At 68.6% G+C, this 20,054-nt stretch carries 24 protein-coding genes; 10 read left to right on the top strand and 14 right to left on the bottom strand.

What is annotated here, in order from left to right; translation table 11 throughout:
• Positions 1-9: 9 nt before the first annotated feature.
• Complete coding sequence (locus ABI385_RS00895; protein WP_348101840.1) at positions 10-636, bottom strand: HAD-IA family hydrolase; 627 nt, start codon at positions 634-636, stop codon at positions 10-12.
• A gap of 240 nt (positions 637-876) precedes the next feature.
• Here ABI385_RS00895 and ABI385_RS00890 point away from each other — a divergent pair, with 240 nt between their 5' ends.
• The 4 genes from ABI385_RS00890 to ABI385_RS00875 all read left to right on the top strand — a co-directional run bounded on the left by ABI385_RS00890 (position 877) and on the right by ABI385_RS00875 (position 4,442).
• The gene (locus ABI385_RS00890) at positions 877-1,554 is read left to right on the top strand and encodes a uracil-DNA glycosylase (RefSeq protein WP_348101839.1); all 678 of its coding nucleotides are present in this window, start codon (positions 877-879) and stop codon (positions 1,552-1,554) included.
• On the top strand, positions 1,551-2,363 hold the full coding sequence (locus ABI385_RS00885; protein WP_348101838.1) for an SGNH/GDSL hydrolase family protein: 813 nt from the start codon (positions 1,551-1,553) through the stop codon (positions 2,361-2,363). The genes ABI385_RS00890 and ABI385_RS00885 overlap by 4 nt, the downstream gene beginning before the upstream one ends.
• A gap of 8 nt (positions 2,364-2,371) precedes the next feature.
• Complete coding sequence (locus ABI385_RS00880; protein WP_348101837.1) at positions 2,372-3,532, top strand: acyl-CoA dehydrogenase family protein; 1,161 nt, start codon at positions 2,372-2,374, stop codon at positions 3,530-3,532.
• Between the two features lie 76 nt (positions 3,533-3,608).
• Positions 3,609-4,442: a DUF427 domain-containing protein gene (locus tag ABI385_RS00875; protein WP_348101836.1), complete on the top strand. Its 834-nt coding sequence runs from the start codon at positions 3,609-3,611 to the stop codon at positions 4,440-4,442.
• On the opposite strand, the gene ABI385_RS00870 is transcribed toward ABI385_RS00875, so the two are convergent.
• The 5 genes from ABI385_RS00870 to ABI385_RS00850 all read right to left on the bottom strand — a co-directional run bounded on the left by ABI385_RS00870 (position 4,430) and on the right by ABI385_RS00850 (position 7,833).
• Positions 4,430-4,855 (bottom strand): type II toxin-antitoxin system VapC family toxin, encoded by a 426-nt coding sequence (locus tag ABI385_RS00870; protein ID WP_348101835.1) that lies wholly within the window; start codon positions 4,853-4,855, stop codon positions 4,430-4,432. The genes ABI385_RS00875 and ABI385_RS00870 overlap by 13 nt on opposite strands.
• Positions 4,856-4,875: 20 nt before the next feature.
• Positions 4,876-5,112, bottom strand: a complete 237-nt coding sequence (locus ABI385_RS00865) for a type II toxin-antitoxin system prevent-host-death family antitoxin (protein WP_348101834.1) — start codon at positions 5,110-5,112, stop codon at positions 4,876-4,878.
• Positions 5,113-5,177: 65 nt separating this feature from the next.
• Positions 5,178-6,446, bottom strand: coding sequence for an ankyrin repeat domain-containing protein (locus ABI385_RS00860; protein ID WP_348101833.1), 1,269 nt, complete (start codon positions 6,444-6,446; stop codon positions 5,178-5,180).
• Positions 6,447-6,590: 144 nt separating this feature from the next.
• Positions 6,591-6,965, bottom strand: a complete 375-nt coding sequence (locus ABI385_RS00855; RefSeq protein ID WP_348101832.1) for a VOC family protein — start codon at positions 6,963-6,965, stop codon at positions 6,591-6,593.
• Positions 6,958-7,833, bottom strand: coding sequence for a MerR family transcriptional regulator (locus ABI385_RS00850; protein WP_348101831.1), 876 nt, complete (start codon positions 7,831-7,833; stop codon positions 6,958-6,960). Before ABI385_RS00850 ends, ABI385_RS00855 begins: the two co-directional genes overlap by 8 nt.
• Before the next feature lie 149 nt (positions 7,834-7,982).
• Between ABI385_RS00850 and ABI385_RS00845 the strand changes: the two genes are divergently transcribed.
• From ABI385_RS00845 to ABI385_RS00835, 3 genes are all read left to right on the top strand, one after another.
• Positions 7,983-8,540, top strand: coding sequence for an antitoxin (locus ABI385_RS00845; protein ID WP_348101830.1), 558 nt, complete (start codon positions 7,983-7,985; stop codon positions 8,538-8,540).
• Between the two features lie 65 nt (positions 8,541-8,605).
• Complete coding sequence (locus ABI385_RS00840) at positions 8,606-9,760, top strand: acyl-CoA dehydrogenase family protein (protein ID WP_348101829.1); 1,155 nt, start codon at positions 8,606-8,608, stop codon at positions 9,758-9,760.
• Between the two features lie 22 nt (positions 9,761-9,782).
• On the top strand, positions 9,783-10,547 hold the full coding sequence (locus ABI385_RS00835) for an SDR family NAD(P)-dependent oxidoreductase (protein WP_348101828.1): 765 nt from the start codon (positions 9,783-9,785) through the stop codon (positions 10,545-10,547).
• A 70-nt stretch (positions 10,548-10,617) separates the two neighbouring features.
• Here ABI385_RS00835 and ABI385_RS00830 read toward each other — a convergent pair whose 3' ends face one another.
• From ABI385_RS00830 to ABI385_RS00810, 5 genes are all read right to left on the bottom strand, one after another.
• Positions 10,618-12,144, bottom strand: a complete 1,527-nt coding sequence (locus ABI385_RS00830) for an ATP-dependent DNA ligase (RefSeq protein ID WP_348101827.1) — start codon at positions 12,142-12,144, stop codon at positions 10,618-10,620.
• 118 nt (positions 12,145-12,262) lie between these two features.
• Positions 12,263-13,015, bottom strand: coding sequence for an ABC transporter permease (locus ABI385_RS00825; RefSeq protein WP_348101826.1), 753 nt, complete (start codon positions 13,013-13,015; stop codon positions 12,263-12,265).
• Positions 13,012-13,953 (bottom strand): ABC transporter ATP-binding protein, encoded by a 942-nt coding sequence (locus ABI385_RS00820; protein WP_348101825.1) that lies wholly within the window; start codon positions 13,951-13,953, stop codon positions 13,012-13,014. The genes ABI385_RS00825 and ABI385_RS00820 overlap by 4 nt, the downstream gene beginning before the upstream one ends.
• Positions 13,950-14,885 carry an NAD-dependent epimerase/dehydratase family protein gene (locus tag ABI385_RS00815; RefSeq protein ID WP_348101824.1) on the bottom strand — a complete coding sequence of 312 codons (936 nt, stop codon included), beginning with the start codon at positions 14,883-14,885 and terminating at the stop codon, positions 13,950-13,952. Before ABI385_RS00815 ends, ABI385_RS00820 begins: the two co-directional genes overlap by 4 nt.
• The gene (locus ABI385_RS00810; protein ID WP_348101823.1) at positions 14,882-15,538 is read right to left on the bottom strand and encodes a MerR family transcriptional regulator; all 657 of its coding nucleotides are present in this window, start codon (positions 15,536-15,538) and stop codon (positions 14,882-14,884) included. Before ABI385_RS00810 ends, ABI385_RS00815 begins: the two co-directional genes overlap by 4 nt.
• A 159-nt stretch (positions 15,539-15,697) precedes the next feature.
• Between ABI385_RS00810 and ABI385_RS00805 the strand changes: the two genes are divergently transcribed.
• A complete protein-coding gene (locus ABI385_RS00805; RefSeq protein WP_348101822.1) occupies positions 15,698-16,027 on the top strand; it encodes a hypothetical protein in 330 nt (109 codons plus the stop codon).
• Positions 16,028-16,539: 512 nt separating this feature from the next.
• Here the strand turns inward: ABI385_RS00805 and ABI385_RS00800 are convergent.
• Complete coding sequence (locus ABI385_RS00800) at positions 16,540-16,857, bottom strand: nitroreductase family deazaflavin-dependent oxidoreductase (RefSeq protein WP_348101821.1); 318 nt, start codon at positions 16,855-16,857, stop codon at positions 16,540-16,542.
• A gap of 195 nt (positions 16,858-17,052) precedes the next feature.
• Here ABI385_RS00800 and ABI385_RS00795 point away from each other — a divergent pair, with 195 nt between their 5' ends.
• Positions 17,053-17,976, top strand: coding sequence for an MOSC domain-containing protein (locus ABI385_RS00795; RefSeq protein ID WP_348101820.1), 924 nt, complete (start codon positions 17,053-17,055; stop codon positions 17,974-17,976).
• A 373-nt stretch (positions 17,977-18,349) separates the two neighbouring features.
• On the top strand, positions 18,350-19,591 hold the full coding sequence (locus ABI385_RS00790) for a hypothetical protein (RefSeq protein WP_348101819.1): 1,242 nt from the start codon (positions 18,350-18,352) through the stop codon (positions 19,589-19,591).
• Between the two features lie 13 nt (positions 19,592-19,604).
• On the opposite strand, the gene ABI385_RS00785 is transcribed toward ABI385_RS00790, so the two are convergent.
• Positions 19,605-19,850: a hypothetical protein gene (locus ABI385_RS00785; protein ID WP_348101818.1), complete on the bottom strand. Its 246-nt coding sequence runs from the start codon at positions 19,848-19,850 to the stop codon at positions 19,605-19,607.
• Positions 19,851-19,877: 27 nt separating this feature from the next.
• Positions 19,878-20,036: a WYL domain-containing protein gene (locus tag ABI385_RS00780; protein WP_348101817.1), complete on the bottom strand. Its 159-nt coding sequence runs from the start codon at positions 20,034-20,036 to the stop codon at positions 19,878-19,880.
• Positions 20,037-20,054: the final 18 nt, after the last annotated feature.

The raw sequence follows: 20,054 nt of genomic DNA, 5'->3' as shown, positions 1-20,054 counted from the left end.
CCCGCTGTGTCAGCCGAGCAACGCTGCGCGCAGGTCCGCGACGGTGCCGGCCAGCACGTCGGGCTCCGCCGCTGCCACGTCCTCGGGATGACCCGCACCCCAGGTGACTCCCACGGCGGACATACCGGCGTTGCGCGCCGCCTGCACATCCACCACGGCATCGCCCACGTAAGCGGACTCGCCAGGCTCCGCGCCCAGCCGGTTCAGGGCGAGCAACAACGGCGCCGGGTCGGGCTTGTGCTCACTGGTGTCCTCCATCGTGACCAGGGTGTCGAGATGGGCGTCGAGCCCGGTGAGGCGCACGGCCGTCTCGGCGGGTCCCCGCAGCTTGGAGGTCGCCGCCGCGATCCGCACGCCCGACCCGACCAGGTCGCCGAGGAGGCTGTCGATGCCCTCGTAACGCCGGATGAGCCGCTCGGTGTTGGCGTGGTTCCAGGCGAGGTAGGTCTCGAACAGCGTGTCGGCGTGCTCCGGGGAAACCGACCGGAAGCCGCGGATCAAGGGCTGGCCGATCCAGGACCTGATCAGCATCTCGTCCTCCTCGCGGCCGAGGACGGTGGTGAACGCGTGTTGGTAGGACGCCACGATCAACCCGATCGTGTCGACCAAGGTGCCGTCCAGGTCGAAAACGACCACGGGCCACCGCGTTGGTTCAGCGTCCAACGGAGCCCGCAATCGACGCCGCGACCGCGAAAGAGATGGAAGCCATCGTCAACCCCCGCGTCTCGCCGTGACCGTGACCGGTGCCATGACCGCGTCGGCGGGCCGCCCGTTCTCGGTCATCACTCCCCCTGCGTCTTCCGGTGACCTGGCCGGACACGATGGTCTGGCCCGGTCGAGGTTAGTCGACGTTTTCGCCCGGTTACGGTGGTCCCCGTGACTGCGCGGCCGCTCGAGGAGCTGGTGCACCCGACCTGGGTGCCGGCACTGACCCCCGTGGCGGAGACGATCGCCAGGATGGGTGACTTCCTCCGTGCGGAGGTCGCGTCGGGGCGCGGCTACCTCCCGGCTGGTCCCCACATCCTGCGCGCGTTCACCCGGCCGTTCGACGAGGTCCGCGTGCTGATCGTCGGACAGGACCCGTACCCGACACCCGGCCACCCGATCGGTCTCAGCTTCGCCGTCGACCAGCATGTCCGGCCGGTTCCACGCAGCCTGGCCAACATCTACACCGAGATGGGCACCGATCTGGGACTCCCGACGCCGAGCACCGGCGACCTCTCGCCGTGGGCCGACCACGGGGTGCTGCTGCTCAACCGCGTCCTCACCGTGCGACCGGGCGTCTCGGGCAGCCACCAGGGCAAAGGGTGGGAGGCCGTGACTACACGCGCGATCGAGGCCCTTGTCGCACGGGGCGGCCCACTCGTGGCGATCCTATGGGGGCGCCAGGCCGGCACGCTGGTCCCCGTCCTCGGGGCCACTCCTCGCGTCGAGTCGGCTCACCCGTCACCGTTGTCGGCCCACGCCGGCTTCTTCGGGTCACGGCCCTTCAGCCGGACCAACGAGATGCTCCAGGAAGCTGGGGCGCCAGCCCTCGACTGGCAGCTGCTATGACGGCCGGCCGACCCACCCCGCGCACCTGGTCGCGCTACGTCGCGCTCGGTGACTCGTTCACCGAAGGCATGTCCGACGCGGACCCGCAGCGTCCCGGACAGTACGTCGGCTGGGCCGACCGGCTCGCAGTGCTCCTCGGTGAGTATGCAGCGGAGCAGGGCGAGGACTTCGGCTATGCCAACCTCGCGGTCCGCGGCCGGCTGCTGGCCGACGTGGTCGGTCCGCAGCTCGACGCCGCCCTCGAGCTCGAGCCCGACCTGGTGAGCATCGTCGGCGGCGGCAACGACATCCTGCGGCCGTCCGCCGACATCGACGCTCTGGCCGCCCAGCTGGAAGCCGCAGTCGTGAGGATTCGGGCCGCCGGCGCCGACGTGCTCATGGCGACGCCGGTCGACCCGGCCGACGCGCCACTGGTCAAAGCCACCAGAGGCCGCGTTGCGGCATACAGCGCCTTCATCTGGGGCATCGCCCAGCGGCACGACGCCGCCGTCCTCGACCAGTGGAGCCTGACGGCTCTGCGGGACTGGCGGCTCTGGGCCGACGATCGCATCCACATGACGACCGAAGGCCACCACCGCGTCGCGCTCGCCGCGCTGTGGACCCTCGGGCACGAGACGGACGAGAGCGACTGGCGCACTCCTCTCCCGCCAGCCCTGGCGGTCCCTCGACGGGATGCCGTCGTCGCCAACGCCCGATGGGCGCGCGAGTACCTCGGTCCGTGGGTGCAACGCCGACTTCGCCACCAGTCGTCGGGAGACCTGCTCTCCGCCAAGCGGCCGCTGGTCGCGCCCCTGGAACCCAAGGAGTGACGTCCGCCATGGACACCACCGAGCTCTATGCCATCGACTCCCTCCTCGACGACGAAGAGCGGGCCATCCGCGACACGGTCCGCGACTTCGGCGACAGGGAGCTGCGACCCCACATCGCGACGTGGTTCGACGAGGGCCGACTTCCCGCGCGTGACCTGGCGCGCGAGCTCGGCAAGCTCGGCATCCTCGGTATGCATCTCGACGGGTATGGCTGCGCCGGAACCGGATCCGTCGCCTACGGCCTTGCCTGCCAGGAGATGGAGGCGGTCGACTCCGGGTTGCGCTCGCTCGTCTCGGTACAGGGCTCCCTCGCGATGTACGCGATCCACCACTACGGGAGCGAGGAGCAGAAGCAGGCGTGGCTGCCGCGCATGGCCGCGGGTGAGGCGATCGGCTGTTTCGGACTCACGGAGTCCGATGCCGGCTCCAACCCCGCGTCCATGCGGACCAACGCGAAACGCGACGGTGCGGACTGGGTCCTCAACGGCTCCAAGCTCTGGATCACGAACGGGTCCATCGCCGACGTCGCCGTCGTCTGGGCGCGGACCGACGACCGGATCCGTGGTTTCGTCGTCCCGACCGACTCGACAGGTTTCTCCGCCAACGAGATTCAACAGAAGCTGTCGCTGCGCGCCAGCGTCACCAGCGAGCTCGTCTTCGAAGACCTGCGCCTGCCGGGATCGGCCCTGCTTCCCGAGGCGGCCGGTCTGGGTGGTCCGCTCGGATGCCTCAACGAGGCGCGGTTCGGCATCATCTTCGGGGCACTGGGCGCGGCCCGTGACAGCCTCGAAGTTGCAGTGGACTACGCGCGGACCCGGGAGGTGTTCGACAAGCCCCTCTCGGCCTACCAGCTCACGCAGAAGAAAATCGTCGACATGGCCGTCGAGCTCGGCAACGGCATGCTGCTCGCGATGCACCTCGGGCGCCTCAAGGAGGCCGGGACGATCACCCCCGAACAGGTCAGCGTCGGCAAGCTGAACAACGTGCGCAAGTCGATCGAGATCGCCCGTGAGGCTCGCACTATCCTCGGCGCCAACGGAATCTCGTTGGAGTACAGCCCGATCAGGCACGCGGCCAACCTCGAGTCGGTCCTCACCTACGAAGGCACCACGGAGGTGCACACCCTCGTCGTCGGTCGAGCGCTGACCGGTGAGAACGCCTTCTCCTAGAACGTCGCGACCGGCGAGAAGCGGTTGCTCGCAGAATTTCCCTGACATCCCGCGCCGGCAGGAGGACGATGTCCGGATGGCTGTCCAGATGAGGTCCGTCCTGTTCTCCGTCCTGCCGCAGACCCGGGTGCAGCCGGTCGACCTCCGGCTGCGCGCGGATGCCGGAGGCGACACGGTGGTGGACACCGTCGCAGCCTGGCTTGTCTGGGAGCCGCGTCGAGTCGTCTGTTCTTTTGCCGTCCCCGTCACCGACATCGTCGGACGGTTGGTACCTTCGGCGGACGGCGGGACGACCGGGACCGATCTGAGTGGGTTGCCACCGGTACTCACCCCGAGGGATCCGTTTGCCGTTCACTCGACACCGGGCACGGTCCACGACATCGAAACCGCCGACGGCACCTTGGCAGCAGCGGCGTTCGTTCCAGAGGACCCCGACCTCGACGGTTACGCGATCCTCGACTGGGACGCGTTCAGCCGGTGGCGCGAAGAGGAAGAGATCCTGGTCGGCCACCCGCGGCAACCGCTACACCGGGTCCAATGCCTGACGTCCAGCCGGCACATCGTCGTCGAGATCGGCGGGGAGGTCGTCGCAGACTCCCGAGCCCCCGTGCTGCTGCTGGAGACGGACCTGCCGCCCCGCTGGTACCTGCCCCGCGCCGACGTCCGGATGGACCTGCTCACCCGCTCGCCGTCGCATACGACGTGCGCCTACAAGGGGAAGGCGAGCTACTACTCGACGACGGCGGGAGGACAGCCGCTCGACGACATCGCGTGGACCTATGCGGACCCCGAGCACGATGGAGTACCGGTCCGCGACCTGCTCTGCTTCTACGTCGAGCACACCAACACAATTGTCGACGGCGAGCGGGTGGGCCGACCCGTGACTGACTGGAGCCGTCAGCGCACCTGAGCCTCGTGCGGCTCTCGGCGTCGGTCCGGATGAGGGATCGACCTGACGTCCAGAGCGTCGATCCCGACGAAGTCGTGCGGGTTGCACGTGAAGAGCGGCAGACCTTCACTCATGGCCGCGGCGGCGATCAGCGCGTCATAGGCTCTGGCAGCCGGCTTGCGACCGGCCGACCTCAATGAGGCTGCAACGACCCCGAACGCTCTGGCGGCCTCCGGGCCGAAGGGGATGGCGTCGAAGTCCGCCTCCGCCTGCTGCAGGTGGGCCTGGCGAGCGGCCCGCTCCTTCGCGGAGCTCGCTACGTGAGGCCCTACCGACAGCTCGGCGAGGGTGATGGTGCTGATCACGGACTCGTCCGGCAGGTGTGCGGGGTCTTCTAGCCGACCCAGGAGGATCACAGTGAAGGTGTCGAGCATCCCGCGTGCTGCTGTGGCCGTCACAGCTCGGCGTCCAGCAGCGCATCGAGGTTGCGTCGCAACCTGTCCGGATCGACCTGGGGCAACGATCGTCGCCGCGCGATGAGATCGCCGGCCGACGGCCCGCGGCGGGGACGTGGTCGCAGCTCGGCGACCACGGCTCCGTCCCGGGTTACCGCGAGGACCTCACCCCTGACGACCCGCTCCAGCACATCTCCACCATGATTGCGCAGCTCGCGCACCGTGACTGAGTCCATTCCCTCAATGTATCACCGGTGAGACGCTGGACGCCGACCGAAAGCGGCTCCGCGGACAGGCGCGGCTACTCGACGGACAGGGGCGCCGTGAGCGGCCGCAGCAGGGCGGCGGTCGCGGGTTGGCGGCCATACTCGGCCCACCCCAGCGGCGTCGTGCCGTGGGTCGCGTCGACCACATCCGGGTTGGCCCCAGCGTCGACCAACGCCTGGACCATCTCCACGTCCCCGATCCAGGCGAAGTGGTGCAGCGCGGTTCGGCCGCCCTGGGCCTCGTCGACGTCGGCACCCAGCCCGACCACATCGGCGACGGCCGCCACCGAGCCGGCTCGATGGATACTTGGAGCCCGAAAACCCCGACTGCCAGCGCGTTTCGGCACGAAACCGTGCTCGGCCAGCAGCGCCAGACGGTCGGTGAACCCGTGCGAGCGAGCCCACCGCACTTGCCGCCCCATCATCTCCTCGACGCTCTCGAGGGCGTCGCCGAGCCGGTGCCTCCAGACACCTCCGTCACCAGTCCCCAGCCCGTACTCGAAGAGCAGCGACAGGTGGCCGTCGTCCCGGTTGAACATCCGGTTGTAGAGCGTCTGACCGTCGTTCGGCTCGGCGCCCCGCTCCAGCAACAGACGCGCCAACGGCATACCGGCCGGATGCCGGGGGGATCGCCCGGGACCTTGCTCACCCTCCCCGAAGCAGCCGGTCAAGGCGGTGAACGGCGGCGGCAGTCCCTGCCAGAGGTAGCCCGTGTCCGGGTCGGCGCCGTGGTCGAGCAGCAGCCGAGCCGTGCCCACAGTGTCGTCCTGCGGCACCCGGGAGTAGACGAGGTATGCCAGCGGAGACCAGCGGAACGGGCCGCCTTCGCGGTGGGCCAGCGACGGGTCAGCAGCCAGGTGCGCGGCGACGGCGCCTCGGTCACCCGCCGTCGCTGCTGCGTAGACACTCCGCGCCGAAAGCTCGGGGTTGTCCGCCAGCAGCGCTCGCGCCTGGAACCAGCGATGGGGGTCGTCCGCCTGGGAGAACTGCAGGCAGGCCAGGTCGCAGTATGCGTCGACCGGGTCCTCGCTCGTCGGGGACTTGGTCGGGTCTCGACGCAGAGGCTCGGCGATGTCGAGGTAGTGCCGAAGCCGAGGCCAGCTCGAGAAGCCGTAGGACCGCGCGACGACGAGCTGGGCGTCACTCAGCGTGAAGCCGCTGAGCTCGGCCGCAGTCCCCTCGGAGTGGTGCTTCACCACCAGCTCGAGTGCGTGCTCGTCTGCGGACCGGACACCTCTGTGCAGCCGGCGCGCATCGCGACGGAACCGCTCGAGGTCGGGGTTGTTGGGCAGGGACAGGGCCATGACGGCCTCCTTTCGTCAGCCCGGTGTCCGCTGGTTCGGGCCGAAAGGAGGGTCAGTCCTGCACGGTCGTCCTACCTGACCAGGAGGGCTGAGCCCCTTCCCGCGGACCGGAGGCGACCTGGACGCCTCCGGCGATCATACGACTCACTCTCCGAGCATCCAACGGTGTCCGAAGGGGTCCCGGAACACTGCGGTGCGCCCGTGTGCGCTGTCCTGCGGACCCCTGTCGAGGGACGCGCCACGCTCCGCCGCTGCCGCGGCCAGGCCGTCGACGTTGTCCGTCGTGAGGTAAAGGGTCACGGCGGCACCGCGCCCGGCCAGCGGGCACTCGACATGCAGATCGGCGTACTCGTCCGACATCATGGCGCGAGCGCCCCCGAACGAGAGCTCCACATGGCCGAGCCTGCCGTCGTCCATGATGGTTGGTTCGACGGTGACCTCGGCGCCGAGCGCTTCGACATACCATTCGAGGGCCTGGCGGGCGTCGGCGACACAGAGGTACGGAGTGATCTCACTCATGTTGATCTCCTTGTCCAGCAATGGTTTCCAGCGGTGTCATGAAGGACCACAGTCCGCCCTCGAGATCGCGCGCGTCGTACTCGCGCCAGCCGTAGGGCTCGTCCCGAGGGGCCGCGACCACCTCTGCTCCGGCGGCGAGGGCCCTCCCGTAGTGGGCATCGACGTCTTCGACCATGACGGCCATGCAGTGCGTGGCGACGCCGACGCTGGCTGGGGAGACGAGTCCATGCTCCGCGGAGGTGCGGTGCATCCAGATCACGCCGTCCCCGACGTGCAGCTCCCCGTGGACGACGGTGCCATCGCCGTCGCGTGACAGCTCGCCCGGCCCGAAGCCGAACACGGTCACGAGATGGTCGTGCACCGCCTCGATGTCGTCGTAGACCAGCAGTGTCAGCCGCTGGGTGATCCCCGGGTCGCTGTGGCCCGCGCCGTCGAGCACCGCCAGCAGCTCCTCGTCGTCCGGGTACGCGGCTTCCGGCGATCGCAGGCTTTCGCTGACCGCTCGGACGCGTTCGCGAAGTCGTCCCAGCGCGGCCAGCCGGTTGTCGAGCACCAGCAGGTGCCGGTCCACTGCCTCAGCCAGGTCCGCCTCGGGACGCTCGAGCGCGTGCCCGATCTCGGCGAGCGGGGTGCCGAGGTGGCGAAGCAGGCAGATCCGGTGGACCCGCTGGACGTCGCGGTCGGTATAGATCCGATGCCCACCCCTGAGCCGACCCGGCGGCGGCAGAAGACCGATCTCCTCGTAGTAGCGCAGCGTTCGGACCGTCAGGCCGGTCGACCGGGCGATATCGCCGATCTTGTAGACCGTCTCCCCCCGGGAGTCCTGATCTGCATCAGCGGTCATCAGCGGTGCTGTCCACGTCTTCACGGTAGGACCTCTCGCCACGGCAGGTACAAGCCCGAAACGAGGCGTTGTCGCGCGCCGACGGCCGCGGTCGCGACTCGTTCGGGAACCGGTCGTCGGAGACGAGGCGTTGAACGGGAAGAATCACCTGATCACGACGGACGGAGACGCGAATGGGAACCATGGACAGCTTCATGGACGGCTTCATGGACAGGGCCAAGGCCAAGGCCAAGGAGTGGGACCTCGGGGGCAAGGCCGAGAAGGTCGCCGCGGAGGTCGGTAAGGCGGCGGGCGAGGCCAAGGACAAGGCCGCCGTGTATGCGGACGAGAACCGGGACAAGGTCTCGGGGATGCTCGACAAGGCCGGCGCCACAATCGACGAACGCACAGAGGGCAAGTACTCCGACAGGATCGCCAAGGCCAAGGACCAGGTGTCCAAGGGGGTTGGCAAGCTCGCGGACCAGCGCCCCGACGGGAGCGCTGCCGCGGGTGCAGGCGCAGGCCAAGGTGCGGGGACCCCACAGGACGCGCCGTTCCCGGCAGACCCCGCTGCGCCGGCAGCGGGCAGCCCGACCACGGCCACACCAACCGCCGACACACCCACCACCACACCCCACGCAGACGAGGCGCCAGAGAAGGCCGCAGAGAAGGCCGCAGACGCATGGTCCCCCAAGGAATCATGGACGCCTGACGACCAGCCGTGGTCGCCGGACACGACCCCGTCGCGCTGAGCAAGACATACCTTGACCGACCGAGCGCCGTCCAGCATGTGGACGGCACTAGGTAGTCTGTGCCCATGCCCGCGGTCCGGATCCTCCCCGACGAGGACGCCCGGGACCTCATTGCCCTCACCCGGGAGATCTGCGCCAAGGACTTGGCGCCACGCGTCGACGAGAGCGAACGCGCGGCCCTGTTCCCGCAGGAGACCTTCCGGCTCCTCGGTCGCAGCGGACTGCTCTCACTGCCTTACCCCGAGGAGCACGGCGGGGGCGGGCAGTCCTACGAGGTCTACCTCCAGGTCGTCGAGGAAATCGCCTCGGTCTGGATGAGCGTCGCGGTCGGGGTCAGCGTGCACGTCCTGACCTGCTACCCGGTGGTGGCATGGGGCACCGACGGCCAGCGGGACGCCCTGCTGCCGGGGATGCTCGGTGGCGAGCAGCTCGGTGCCTACTGCCTGTCCGAGCCCGACTCGGGGTCCGACGTGGCCTCGATGCGAACCAGGGCGACCCTGGTTGCGGACGGGTCGGCATACACGCTGCGCGGGACCAAGGCCTGGATCTCGCACGCCGGTCACGCGGACTACTACACCTCGTTCGTGAGGACGTCCGACGTTGGCGCTCGCGGTCTCTCCTGTTTCGTGGTGCCGGCAGACGCCGATGGGATCGAGTTCGCGCCGCGCGAACGCAAGATGGGCCTCGACGGCGACCCCGTGCGGCAGGTGACCTTCGCCGGGACCCCCGTCGACGCTGACCGCCGGATGGGCGACGAGGGACAGGGCATGGCGATCGCCATGGCAGCCCTCGACTCGGGAAGGCTCGGGATCGCCGCTGCCGCAACGGGGCTCGCGCAGGCTGCACTCGACGCAGCGGTGAGGTACGCCGGAGAGCGGGAGCAGTTCGGTCGGCCGATCGGCGAGTTCCAAGGACTCGGTTTCATGCTCGCGGACATGGAGGCCGCGGTGACGAGTGCGCGGGCCACCTATCTCCATGCGGCCCGTCTGAGTGATGCCGGGCGGCCGTTCTCGCGCGAAGCAGCCGTGGCAAAACTGGTCTGCACCGACAACGCGATGCGGGTCACGACCGATGCGGTTCAGGTCCTCGGCGGGGCCGGCTATACGCAGGACTTCCCGCTGGAGCGCTACCTGCGCGAAGCCAAGGTCACCCAGATCTTCGAGGGCACCAACCAGATCCAGCGCCTCGTCATCTCCCGCCACCTACTCAAGAGCATCTGACCCACGACATCTGAGGAGTCCCGTGCAGATCACCGAAAGCACCGTCGCCCTCGTCACCGGAGGTGCGTCCGGCCTGGGCGGCGCCACTACCCGTCGGCTGGTGGCGGACGGCGCGCGTGTGGTCGTGGTGGATCTGCCGACATCCCCCGGTGCGGACCTCGCCACCGAGCTCGGCGACGCCGTCCGATTCGTCCCGGCCGACGTCCGCGACGGTGAGCAGCTCCAGGCAGCCGTCGACGCCGCCGGTGAGATGGGCGAGCTGCGCATCGCGGTGACCTGCGCGGGGGTCGGCACCCCAGGACGGGTCGTCGGCCGCAAGGGACCCCTCGACCTGGAGATCTTCCGCACCGTCGTCGACATCAACCTCGTCGGCAGCTTCAACGCGCTGCGCCTCGCGGCCGCAGCCATGCTCGCGAACGACGCGGTCGACGGCGACCGCGGTGTCGTGGTCATGACCGCGAGCATTGCGGCTTACGACGGGCAGATCGGCCAGGCCGCGTATGCCGCGAGCAAGGGGGGCATCGTCGGGCTCACCCTCTCGGCCGCGCGCGACCTTGCCGACAAGCAGATCCGGGTGATGACCGTCGCGCCCGGCACCTTCGCGACGCCGATGCTTGCGGGTCTGCCAGACGAGGCGACGGCAGCGCTCGAGGCGGGGATCCCGCACCCGTCCCGGCTCGGGCAACCCGACGAGTACGCCGCACTGGTGCGCCACATCATCGACAACCCCATGCTCAACGGCGAGGTGATCCGTCTGGACGGTGCGCTTCGCATGCCGCCCCGTTAGCCGCGGTGCAGCAGCGGCGGGACCACCCATCGCGTGGCGGGACGACAAGCACACCGGTCCGCGCTGCCGGTCACCCGCCGAGCAGCATGGATCGCAACGTCTGGATCGTGTCCGCGTCCTTGGGGAGCTTGTCCTCGCGATAACCCTTCACCCGCGCAAAGCGCAGCGCGATCCCTCCCGGGTAGCGCGTGGACCGCTGAACCCCGTCGATGGCGATCTCGACCACCGTCGTGGGCGCGACGAAGACAGCCGCCCGGGTCCGGCGTACTTCGATCTGTTGGAAATGCGCTGTCTGCCAACGCAACAGCTCGTCGGTCAGGCCCTTGAAGGTCTTGCCCACCATGACGAGACCCCCGGGCTCGCCGAACTCGCCGTCGGCGTCGGACGCCCCGAGGTGCAGGTTGGACAACCACCCGGTACGCCGGCCCGACCCCCACTCGACCGCCAGGACGACCAGGTCGTAGGTGTGCACCGGCTTGACCTTGACCCAGCTCTTCCCGCGTCGACCGGCTGCATACGGCGAGTCGACCGACTTGACCACGATCCCCTCGTGGCCGGCTTCCAGCGCGTCCCGTGAAACCCGTTCGGCCACAACGGGGTCTGTGGTCACCTCGCCCGGGATCCGGTACGCGCCCACGACCCGGGCAAGGGCCTCCTGACGGACCGACAGCGGCTCGTCGATGAGGTCGACGCCGTCCACGTGCAACACGTCGAAGAACCAGGGCTTGAGCAGCGCCGCGCGTGGTGCGTCCGCCCCGAACCGCGACATGGTCTCCTGGAAGGGTCGCGGCGCCCCGGTCTCGTCGAGTGAGAGCGTCTCCCCGTCGAGGATCACGTCGTCCACGGGGAAGCCCTGCACGACCTCGACGACCTCGGGAACCCGGTGCGTGATGTCGGCCAGGTTGCGGGTGAACACCCGGATGTCGTCACCGCGTCGGTGCACCTGGATCCGCGCGCCGTCCAGCTTGACCTCCACGGAGGCCTCGCCGGTGATCGCGAGCGCGGCGGCAGGGTCGGCGGCGGCCGACGCGAGCATGGGCAGCACCGGCGTACCGACGACGAGCCCGATCTCGGCCAGGCCGGCCTCACCTTCGGTAAGGGCAGTCCGGGCCGTGGAGCCGAGGTCACCCGAGAGCATCACGGCGCGCCGGACCGACGCTGCCGGAACCCCTGCGGCAGAGGCGATCCCGTCGACGAGTATGCCTTCGAGGGCCCCAGTCCGCATCTCCCCGAGCAAGACCCGGGAGATGAACGACTGCTCCTCCGCGGTAGCCCGCAGGGCCACCGCCCGCAGGGCCTCGGTTCTCGCGGACGACGACCCGACACCCTCGGTGGCCAGCAGAAGATCGAACAGACCGTCCAGGTCTGCCACCGTGAGGGAGGCTTCGTCGGCGGGGTCGCCCATGAGAGCAGCGACGGTCCGGTAGCCGACCCCGACCCGACCCTGACGAACCCGTCCGACGAGAAACCCCACCGTGGGGGCGATCTCGTCGACGGGCACCCGTCGGAGCAGCTCAGCCAGCGCCGCGACCTTGGCCAGCCTCGATGCCGTGGCCGTCACCTCGACGGCCGTCTGGACGACGTCGTTCAGGAGCATGGACGCATCCTCGCACCGGTCGCCTACGGGCGCCGGGCGGACTAGCCACACCGGATCCGACGCGACCAGCTGCGTGCCAGATCCGGTCACCAGGAAGGATGTGCACCGCCGAGGGCGATCACTCCCGCGACAACCGCACGACGGCCACCGTCCCCGAGATCAGGCCGATGACGGCGAGGATGGCGAGCATGGAGGGGTTCCAGGCGTCGGCGAACCACGGGTCCTGAATGGCGATGACCATCGGGTGCAGCGGCGTGAAGTCCCCTATCGTGCGCATCGCAGCGGGAAGGACCTCGGGGGGTGGACCGGCGCCCCCGATGAGGAGGACGACGAACCAGACCAGGACCCCCGCGCCCTGGGCAGCACGCGCGGTGGGCAGTAATGCGCCGAGCATCAGCCCCAGCAGCAGGAAGGCGAGCGTTCCCACGATGAACGCGGTGACGACGCCGCCGATGGATTGGGGCACCTTCGGGTGGTACAAGATGAATGACAGGGACACCACCAGGGTCGCGCCCACGGCCGCGAGGGCGAGACCGACGACGAGCTGGGATCCGAGGACGGCCCAGCCCGGTATGCCGGCGGCGCGGAACCGGCGCAGCACACCGAGGTCCCGGTATCCGGCGAGCTGGGTCGGGACCGCGATCAACCCGACCGAGGCCCCGACCAGCGCCACGTAGGCCGGGGTGTAGTAGGTGGAGCCGCCGACCCCTCGGAAGATCGCACCCGTGGGGTCCTGCTGGTCACCGAACACGCCCGCGAGCACGATGAGGTTGAGCACGGGTAGCGCCAACGTGAACACCAGCGTGATGGGGTCGCGCAGCTGCAGCAGGAACTCCGCCCTGACCGATTCGACCGCGATGTGGCGGGTCACGCGGCGGCCCTGACGGCGGCGGTGCCACCTTCGTCGGGCGCGCCGACGAGGTTGAAGTACGCATCCTCCAGGGTCGGCTGGGTGATCTCCATCTGCGCTGGGACGCGTGCGTTCTCCACCAGCAGGTGGCCGAGGTGCATGAGAAAGGCACCGTCCCCGCGGACCCTGACGGTGTCACCCTCGCGGGAGACCGAGCGCACACCCGGGACCGCGGCGAGGGCCTCGTCGTCGTCCGTCGACGCGGTCCACGTCGCCGTCGTCCCCCCACCATGGGCCGCCACGAGCTCCGCTGGTGCGCCGGTGGCGACCACCAGCCCGCCGCGAAGAACGACCAGCCGGTCACACAGACGCTGCGCCTCGTCCATGAAGTGAGTCACCAGGACGACCGTCGTGCCCAGGTCGCGGACCTGCTCCACCAGCGCCCACGTCTCGCGCCGTGCGGCCGGGTCCAGCCCGGTCGTCATCTCGTCGAAGAAGACCAGCTGGGGGCGGTTGACCAGGGCCAGCGCGACGAACAGTCGCTGCCGTTCCCCACCGGACAGGCTCGCAAAGCTCGCGCGGGCGCGATGACTCAGTCCCCATTCGCCCAGCACTGCAGCCACGTCGCAGTCCGCCTCACCAAGCGAGGAGAAGAGCCGTATCGACTCCTCGACCCGCATGCGTGCGGGCAGCGCAGAGTCCTGCAGCTGGCTGCCCACGAGCCGCCGCACCGCGGACAGCTGCGTTCGCGGGTCAAGACCGAGGACCGAGACATCACCGGCGTCCGGGCGGCGGAGCCCCTGGAGGCACTCCACGGTGGTGGTCTTGCCCGACCCGTTGGGTCCGAGGATCCCGACGATCTCACCCCGTGCGACCTCCAGCGACACGTCCCGGACCGCGACCACGTCGCCATAGGACTTGACCAGAGAACGCACTGACACCGCCGACGACGTGGTCATGTCCGGACACTCGCGGTCATTGCGAGTGTGTCGGCGATGCCCTTCTGGTAGGGGGTGGGGGTCATCGCGAAGGTTGTCTCGAAGGTGCTGGAGGCGAACTGGTAGGGGTCGGTGTACTGGTAGGCCATCTCGAGGGTTTCGCGGGCGGAACTGTTGAACAGCGCGCCGATTCTCATGGTGAGTGCGCTCATCGTCTTGTTGGGGCGGTTGCGTGCGGTGGTGATGTTCATGTATTCCTCGCCGGTGAGGGCTGGGCTAGCGGTAGGAAGGTGCCATACGCGCCCGCGGGCGCGCGGATCCGTGCCAAGGATGGCCAGGGCGTCGCCGATGTCGCGCGTGTACGTCATGGAATGGGGTTGGGTGGCGTCGAAGAACCAGGTGGGCTTCTTCCCAGCTGCGACCTTGTCCACGACAAAGGCGTTGAAGACGCTGGTGGTGGCGCCGGGTCCGTAGAAGTCGGCGCTGCGTCCTATGGCGTGAACGAGTCCGCGTGAGCGCGCGGCCTCATCCAGCATCGCGAGTGCGGCGGCACGCACTTCCCCCATCCGGCTGACCGGGTTGATCTCGCTCGTCTCCGTCATCGGACCCGTGACGCGGCCATAGGCGTAGGGGTTGTCGAGGTAAACCAGAACGGTGTCGTTGATCAGGCAGGCGTTAATGGTGTTCTCCAGCATCTTCGGCCACGCAGTCTCCCAGTCGCGGGCGACGTACGGCAGTCCGGCGGTGAGGTAGGCGACGCTTGCGCCGTGCAGTGCCTCTTCGGTGGCGTGGGAATCAAGTAGGTCGGCGATGACTGACGAAGTGTCGGGGTCCGGGGAGGGCGTGCGGCCCAGGGAGACGGCGGCAACGCCACGTTCACGCAGTGCGCGAAGGGTCTCCCGTCCGGTGACACCGTTGCCGCCGAGGACGATGTGGGTGCTGGTTGAACTCATGATGGTGGCTCCTGAGGTGTCGTGGTGGTGGAGAACATCTCGCGGGTCGCGTCTTGTTGTGCCAGTCGCCGCAGGCCGGCGAACAGCGGGTCTCCGAGCACGGTGCCGACGACCATGAGCTCCGCGATCTGGTCCTGTTCCGAGAGCAGTGATAGTGCCTGCAGGTCCGCGCGTGCTGCGGCTTCGGCGGCGTCGGCGTAGGCGTCGAGGTACTCGGGTGAGGGCTCGTGCTTGATCGCGAGCATTCCCTCGATTGCTTCTGCGGCGACTTCGAGCCCGGGGTTCTCATCCGAGATGCACCAACCACGCGATTGGGCAAGGTGGTGGACGCGTGACCGGGCTGCGGTCGATGTGGTCGAGGCCGCGCTTGAGGGCCGTCTGCGGGCAAGCGCTGCCTGCGCGATCTCGAACGTCTCGGCCAATGGTTTAGCAGCGTCGTCGAGAGTGCGCAGCACGTCCTTGGCTCCTGCCATGGACAGGCCCCCAACCTCGAGCAGCGCACGGATCAACCGCAGCCGCTGAACGTGCGTCTCGTCGTAGTCGACCTGGTTGGCGTTCCGATGGACGCCCTCGGGAACGAGGCCCTCCCGCTGGTAGTACTTCAACGTCGACAAGGCGACGCCGGCGCGCTCCGCCAATCCGGATATCTTCACTATCCGATAGTAGCACTATCCGTTGAGACAAGCAGAGCCGCCCTGCAATGGTCGCTGCCCACTCGTCAACGGGAGGCGACCACCGGGTGAACGCGTGGCGCGCAGGAAACCCGTTCCGGTCGCCGATCCCTTGACGACACGGCGCGGCATACTGACGACATGCCGTCGAGGTGGTCCATCGCGTCCGATGACTCGTTTCTGAGCATCGCCAGTCGGGGGTCGGTGCTGTCGATCGGGTCGGTCCGAAGCGTGGGTTCTGTCGGGTCGATTGGGAGTGCCTTCTCGCTCTGCAGCGTGGCGAGTGCGCTGGGTGTCGGGTCGGCGATGTCGTTCGTGGGGTTGGGTTCGGTGATGTCGAGCAAGGCCGCTGGAAGCGTGCTGGGCTCGGCACGGCCCGGTCCGGCATCGCGTTGGGCCGGCGCGCAGGGCCTGGTTGTCGCCGCTCTGGCGGGGGCCGCGCTGGTCGGAGCTCGCCGCGCACGACGCTGACGGACGGGCATCTCACCGCGGTCTTAGGGCGAGGACCCCAACGGGATCGTGCTGCGGGGCCCGTGAGGCGTGCAGTCACGATCGAGGCTCAAGCCGTCGTTGGCGACCTGCCAGCCATCCCGGTCACAGCCCAACGCTGATCGAGAAAGGTGAGTGAGCACCATCCGTTGAAAGGTGAGCCGGTCGCGGTGGCGGCCCAAGGTGTCGGGATCGAGGTGTCAGCGAACCGGCGTCGGACTATAGCCCTCACATAGGAGCAAGTCCTCATGGTCAACACCGCCTCGATCTGCTGGGGATCGATCTGCTGGGCGCGGTAGGCGCGGCGGCCGTGTCAGTGGCTAGGGCGATGCAGGTCTGGATCCGTCCGCCTGAGCCAGACGCGTCTCCGCTGCCCACCGTTGTCACCCGCACCGTCCGATCACCCCCGACCGCGTGGCAGCCAAGGAACAGGTCAATCACACCCCGGCCATCGCCGATCTGACGGACGAGTCATCCTGGGCTGCGCGGGTCCGTCACGTCGAAGACGACGCAGTGTTCGTGCGCACGATGTAGCGCAAGGCGATCCGGCACCAGGGCGGCAGCGGGGCAGCGTCAACGAGGTCTACCAGCCGCGGGTGGTCCAGGGCCTCGCCTCCGACGCGTATGTGGGCATGACCAGCGGCCTGGACGTTCTTGACCCAGTCGGGCTCCCGACCGAAGCTGGCGCCGACGGCCACCCGATCACCGCGTCGAAAGGCACGCACCGGCGTGTGACGCGTGGCGCCTGGTCTCCTGTCGACGTGCTCAAGATGGACGAGGCTGCCGAGTCGCCCCGCGAGCTTCAAGGCCATCGGATTGACCACCGAGTGCGCTGGGCCCAACCGCCATTGGCCATGGCGTGGGCACCTCCGGCGGCTGAGGGTCTAGGAAGGGCGGGACCGCACCCCACTCTCGTACCACGAGAAGGTGCCGGAACCAGCGCCCATCACCTGGGCAACGGTGCGTCCCGTGGCGCAATACACCGGGCCGCATGGCAGCATCGAGCCGTGCTCGTGACCGCACTCCACCTGTTTCCCGTCAAGTCTCTCGGCGGGACAAAGGTGGCGTCGGCCGTGGTGGAGCCGTGGGGCCTGGCCGGAGACCGACGGTGGGCGCTGGTCGACGCAGCGGGCGAGCTGGTGACCGCCCGCCATGAGCACCAGCTGTTGCGCCTGACTGGAGAGGTGGTCGACGACGACACCATCCGGATCACCGACCGAGGGGACGGCGCGAGCATCCTCGTCGACACCCCGCTGGGACTCGGACCGGTGCCGATCGGGATCTCCCGGCTGCCCTTCGCCTCACCCGCCGACGTCGACGTCAACCAGTGGCTGAGCGAGCGAATGGGGACCGTGCTGCGGCTCGTCTGGCAGGAGGACCCGACGCTGCGCTCGATCTCCGGAGCGCGCGGCGGTCTGCCGGGTGAGACCCTCTCGCTAGCCGACGCCGGGCCGCTCCTGTTGGTCTCGGAGGTGTCGATAGCCCAGCTCAGCTCCTGGATGGCGGCCGAGACTGACGAACCGGACATCGCGGACCTCGACCCCGACGACCTGAGCGACGCGGAGGCCCAGACGCCGCCCGCTGCCCTCGACATCCTCCGGTTCCGGCCCAACGTCGTCATCGACGGGGAGCAGCCGTTCGAGGAGGACGACTGGCCTCAGGTGCGGATCGGTGAGGTCACCTTCCGCACGACGATGGTGTGCGACCGGTGCGTGATGACGACGATCGACCCGGTGACGATCGCCGGAGGCAAGGAGCCGATCCGGACGCTGGCGCGGCACCGGCGGTGGGACCGGTCGACGTGGTTCGGCACGCGCCTGGTCGCCGAGGGGACACTCGGAACAATCCACGTGGGGGACGAGGTCGCGCCACTAGACGGCCGTGGCGTGTCACGCCGACACGCCGAGGGCCGCGAAACTCGCGGGAAATAAAGGGATCGACCCCTTGCCAACCAGCCCGCACAGGGCGTAGAAATTCTCCTACGCCCTTCCGCAAGGAGAGGCCACCAGAAGGCAAACGAGGCTCATACCGGTGGAGCAATCCAGCGGATCCGCGGGACCGTGCGGAGGAGTCAGGCGCGCCGGCTGGTGTTTGGGAAGCGGACCAGCCTGGACAAAACGAGACCCGGCCAACTCATACTTGGCCGGGTCTCACCTTTGTCCTGAAGTTCGTACACGGGTGCTGCAGCACAATTGTGCCTCGGCCCCTCCAGTCGCGGGCACCACGACACGCAACATGTGCGTGAACTCCATGTTTCTCGCAGGTGTCCGGCGCAGGCCGACTCGCCACCGATACGGTCGTGCCGTGGCCGACCCAACCCGTCATCTCATCGGACTTCTCCTCGGCGCGGAGGAGGACTGGCCGCAGGCCTTCGAGGCCATCCTGCGCCGCGTCGGACCGATCACCGACGCTTCCGGGATGGTGCACGAGCTCCAGTCCGAACGGCTCACCATCGAGCCGTTCGAGCTGACCGACCCCGTGCGCCCTGGACTCGTCATCGACCGTCTCGCGTACTGGTACTACCACCCTCGAGAGTGGCTCAAGAAGGCCGCCCTGATGAACGGGACATACCTGCTGAACAGCCCTTTTACCTTCCAGTCGATGGAGAAACACTCGGCCTACTGCGCCATGGTGCGGCTGGGTCTGAAGATCCCGCGCACCGTCCTCGTCCCTTACAAGAACCCGGTCGACAACGTCAGGTGGGCCTACACCTCGGCCAAGTACAACCAGGAGTTCGACCTGGACGCGATCGCCGCGGACCTCGGATACCCGCTTTACATGAAGCCGTTCGACGGGGGCGGTTGGCGCGGCGTCTCCCGGATCAACAACCAGGACGACCTGCATACGGCCTATGACGCGTCCGGCGCGATGCTGATGCACCTGCAGGCCACGGTCGACTACGAGAAGTTCGCCCGCGCCCTGTCGATCGGTCCCGAGACGATGGTCATGGACTTCCGTCCCGACGAGCCGATGCACAACCGGTATGCGGTCTCGCACGACTTCCTCTCGGACCATGCCGGCTCGGAGTGTGCGGCGATCAGCAAGATCATCAACGCGTTCTTCGGTTGGGAGTTCAACTCGGCCGAGATGCTCGTGACCGGCAACGAGGTCTACCCGATCGACTACGCCAACGCCTGCCCTGACGTCGCCGTCACGTCCCTGCACTACTACTTCCCCTGGGCGATCACGGCACTGGTGCGGTGGTCGACCTACGCGCTGGTGACCGAGCGGCCGACGAGCATCGACCTGCATACGGAGCACTACTTCGAAATCGCCGACGACGAGTCGTTGAGCTACGAGGCCAAGATCACGGCCTATCTCGCTCTGGCCAACGAGCACTACACGACCGACCGTTACTGGCAGTGGTGCGAGGAGAACCTGCCGCACCTGCCGGAACAGGTCCACGACTGGGTGTCCAGCGCGGACTTCAAGAGACTGCTCCAGCAGGCCGTCGACGCCACCTACCCGGCTCACGAACGGGATCGGTTCATGGCGCATTTCGGCGGGCTGACTGGTATGTGGCTGAAGGACAACCGGCCGGCCTGAGCTCGGGTCAGGATTACCCGACCGACGGACCCAGCGCGTCTGTCAGTCGGGCGGCGACGGCGGCGACCGCCTCACGCAGCTCGATTCCGCCCTCCACCCAGAACGGGATCGGCATCGCGGCCAGCCACTCACCGGCATCTATCGCAGGGTCGCTCGTCGCCCCGACCAGGACGCATCGTCGGCCGTCGTCGAGCGGTTCGAGACGGCCCATCGGCGAGGCGGCATATCGGCTGACCTCCGCGGCCGGCGCGTCGAACACGACCCGGGTCTCGAACTCCCAGCCGATTCAGAGGTGCTGCTCGAGCAGCGTGGCCGGGTCGAGGTCGTCGGGGGTGGCGAAGCTCTCCGGGCAGAGCTCGACCGACTTGACTCGGTCCACGCGGTAGGTGCGAACCGCGTCAGCCCGGTGTGAGTGACACAGCGGGTACCAGTACCCGAAGCGCACGACGACACCCCACGGGTC

Source organism: Lapillicoccus sp. (assembly GCF_039935575.1).
Taxonomy (GTDB): Bacteria; Actinomycetota; Actinomycetes; order Actinomycetales; family Dermatophilaceae; genus Lapillicoccus.
Note: the sequence above shows the minus strand (reverse complement) of the source record. Positions and strands in the feature narration are given on the sequence as shown.

Excerpts from the sequence above, each read along its gene's own strand:
- ABI385_RS00885 (WP_348101838.1), top strand. The coding sequence starts at position 1,551 with ATGACGGCCGGCCGACCCACCCCGCGCACCTGGTCGCGCTACGTCGCG.
- ABI385_RS00880 (WP_348101837.1), top strand. The coding sequence starts at position 2,372 with ATGGACACCACCGAGCTCTATGCCATCGACTCCCTCCTCGACGACGAA.
- ABI385_RS00875 (WP_348101836.1), top strand. The coding sequence starts at position 3,609 with ATGGCTGTCCAGATGAGGTCCGTCCTGTTCTCCGTCCTGCCGCAGACC.
- ABI385_RS00870 (WP_348101835.1), bottom strand. The coding sequence starts at position 4,855 with ATGCTCGACACCTTCACTGTGATCCTCCTGGGTCGGCTAGAAGACCCC.
- ABI385_RS00865 (WP_348101834.1), bottom strand. The coding sequence starts at position 5,112 with ATGGACTCAGTCACGGTGCGCGAGCTGCGCAATCATGGTGGAGATGTG.
- ABI385_RS00860 (WP_348101833.1), bottom strand. The coding sequence starts at position 6,446 with ATGGCCCTGTCCCTGCCCAACAACCCCGACCTCGAGCGGTTCCGTCGC.
- ABI385_RS00855 (WP_348101832.1), bottom strand. The coding sequence starts at position 6,965 with ATGAGTGAGATCACTCCGTACCTCTGTGTCGCCGACGCCCGCCAGGCC.
- ABI385_RS00845 (WP_348101830.1), top strand. The coding sequence starts at position 7,983 with ATGGGAACCATGGACAGCTTCATGGACGGCTTCATGGACAGGGCCAAG.
- ABI385_RS00840 (WP_348101829.1), top strand. The coding sequence starts at position 8,606 with ATGCCCGCGGTCCGGATCCTCCCCGACGAGGACGCCCGGGACCTCATT.
- ABI385_RS00830 (WP_348101827.1), bottom strand. The coding sequence starts at position 12,144 with ATGCTCCTGAACGACGTCGTCCAGACGGCCGTCGAGGTGACGGCCACG.
- ABI385_RS00820 (WP_348101825.1), bottom strand. The coding sequence starts at position 13,953 with ATGACCACGTCGTCGGCGGTGTCAGTGCGTTCTCTGGTCAAGTCCTAT.
- ABI385_RS00815 (WP_348101824.1), bottom strand. The coding sequence starts at position 14,885 with ATGAGTTCAACCAGCACCCACATCGTCCTCGGCGGCAACGGTGTCACC.
- ABI385_RS00805 (WP_348101822.1), top strand. The coding sequence starts at position 15,698 with ATGCCGTCGAGGTGGTCCATCGCGTCCGATGACTCGTTTCTGAGCATC.
- ABI385_RS00800 (WP_348101821.1), bottom strand. The coding sequence starts at position 16,857 with ATGGCCTTGAAGCTCGCGGGGCGACTCGGCAGCCTCGTCCATCTTGAG.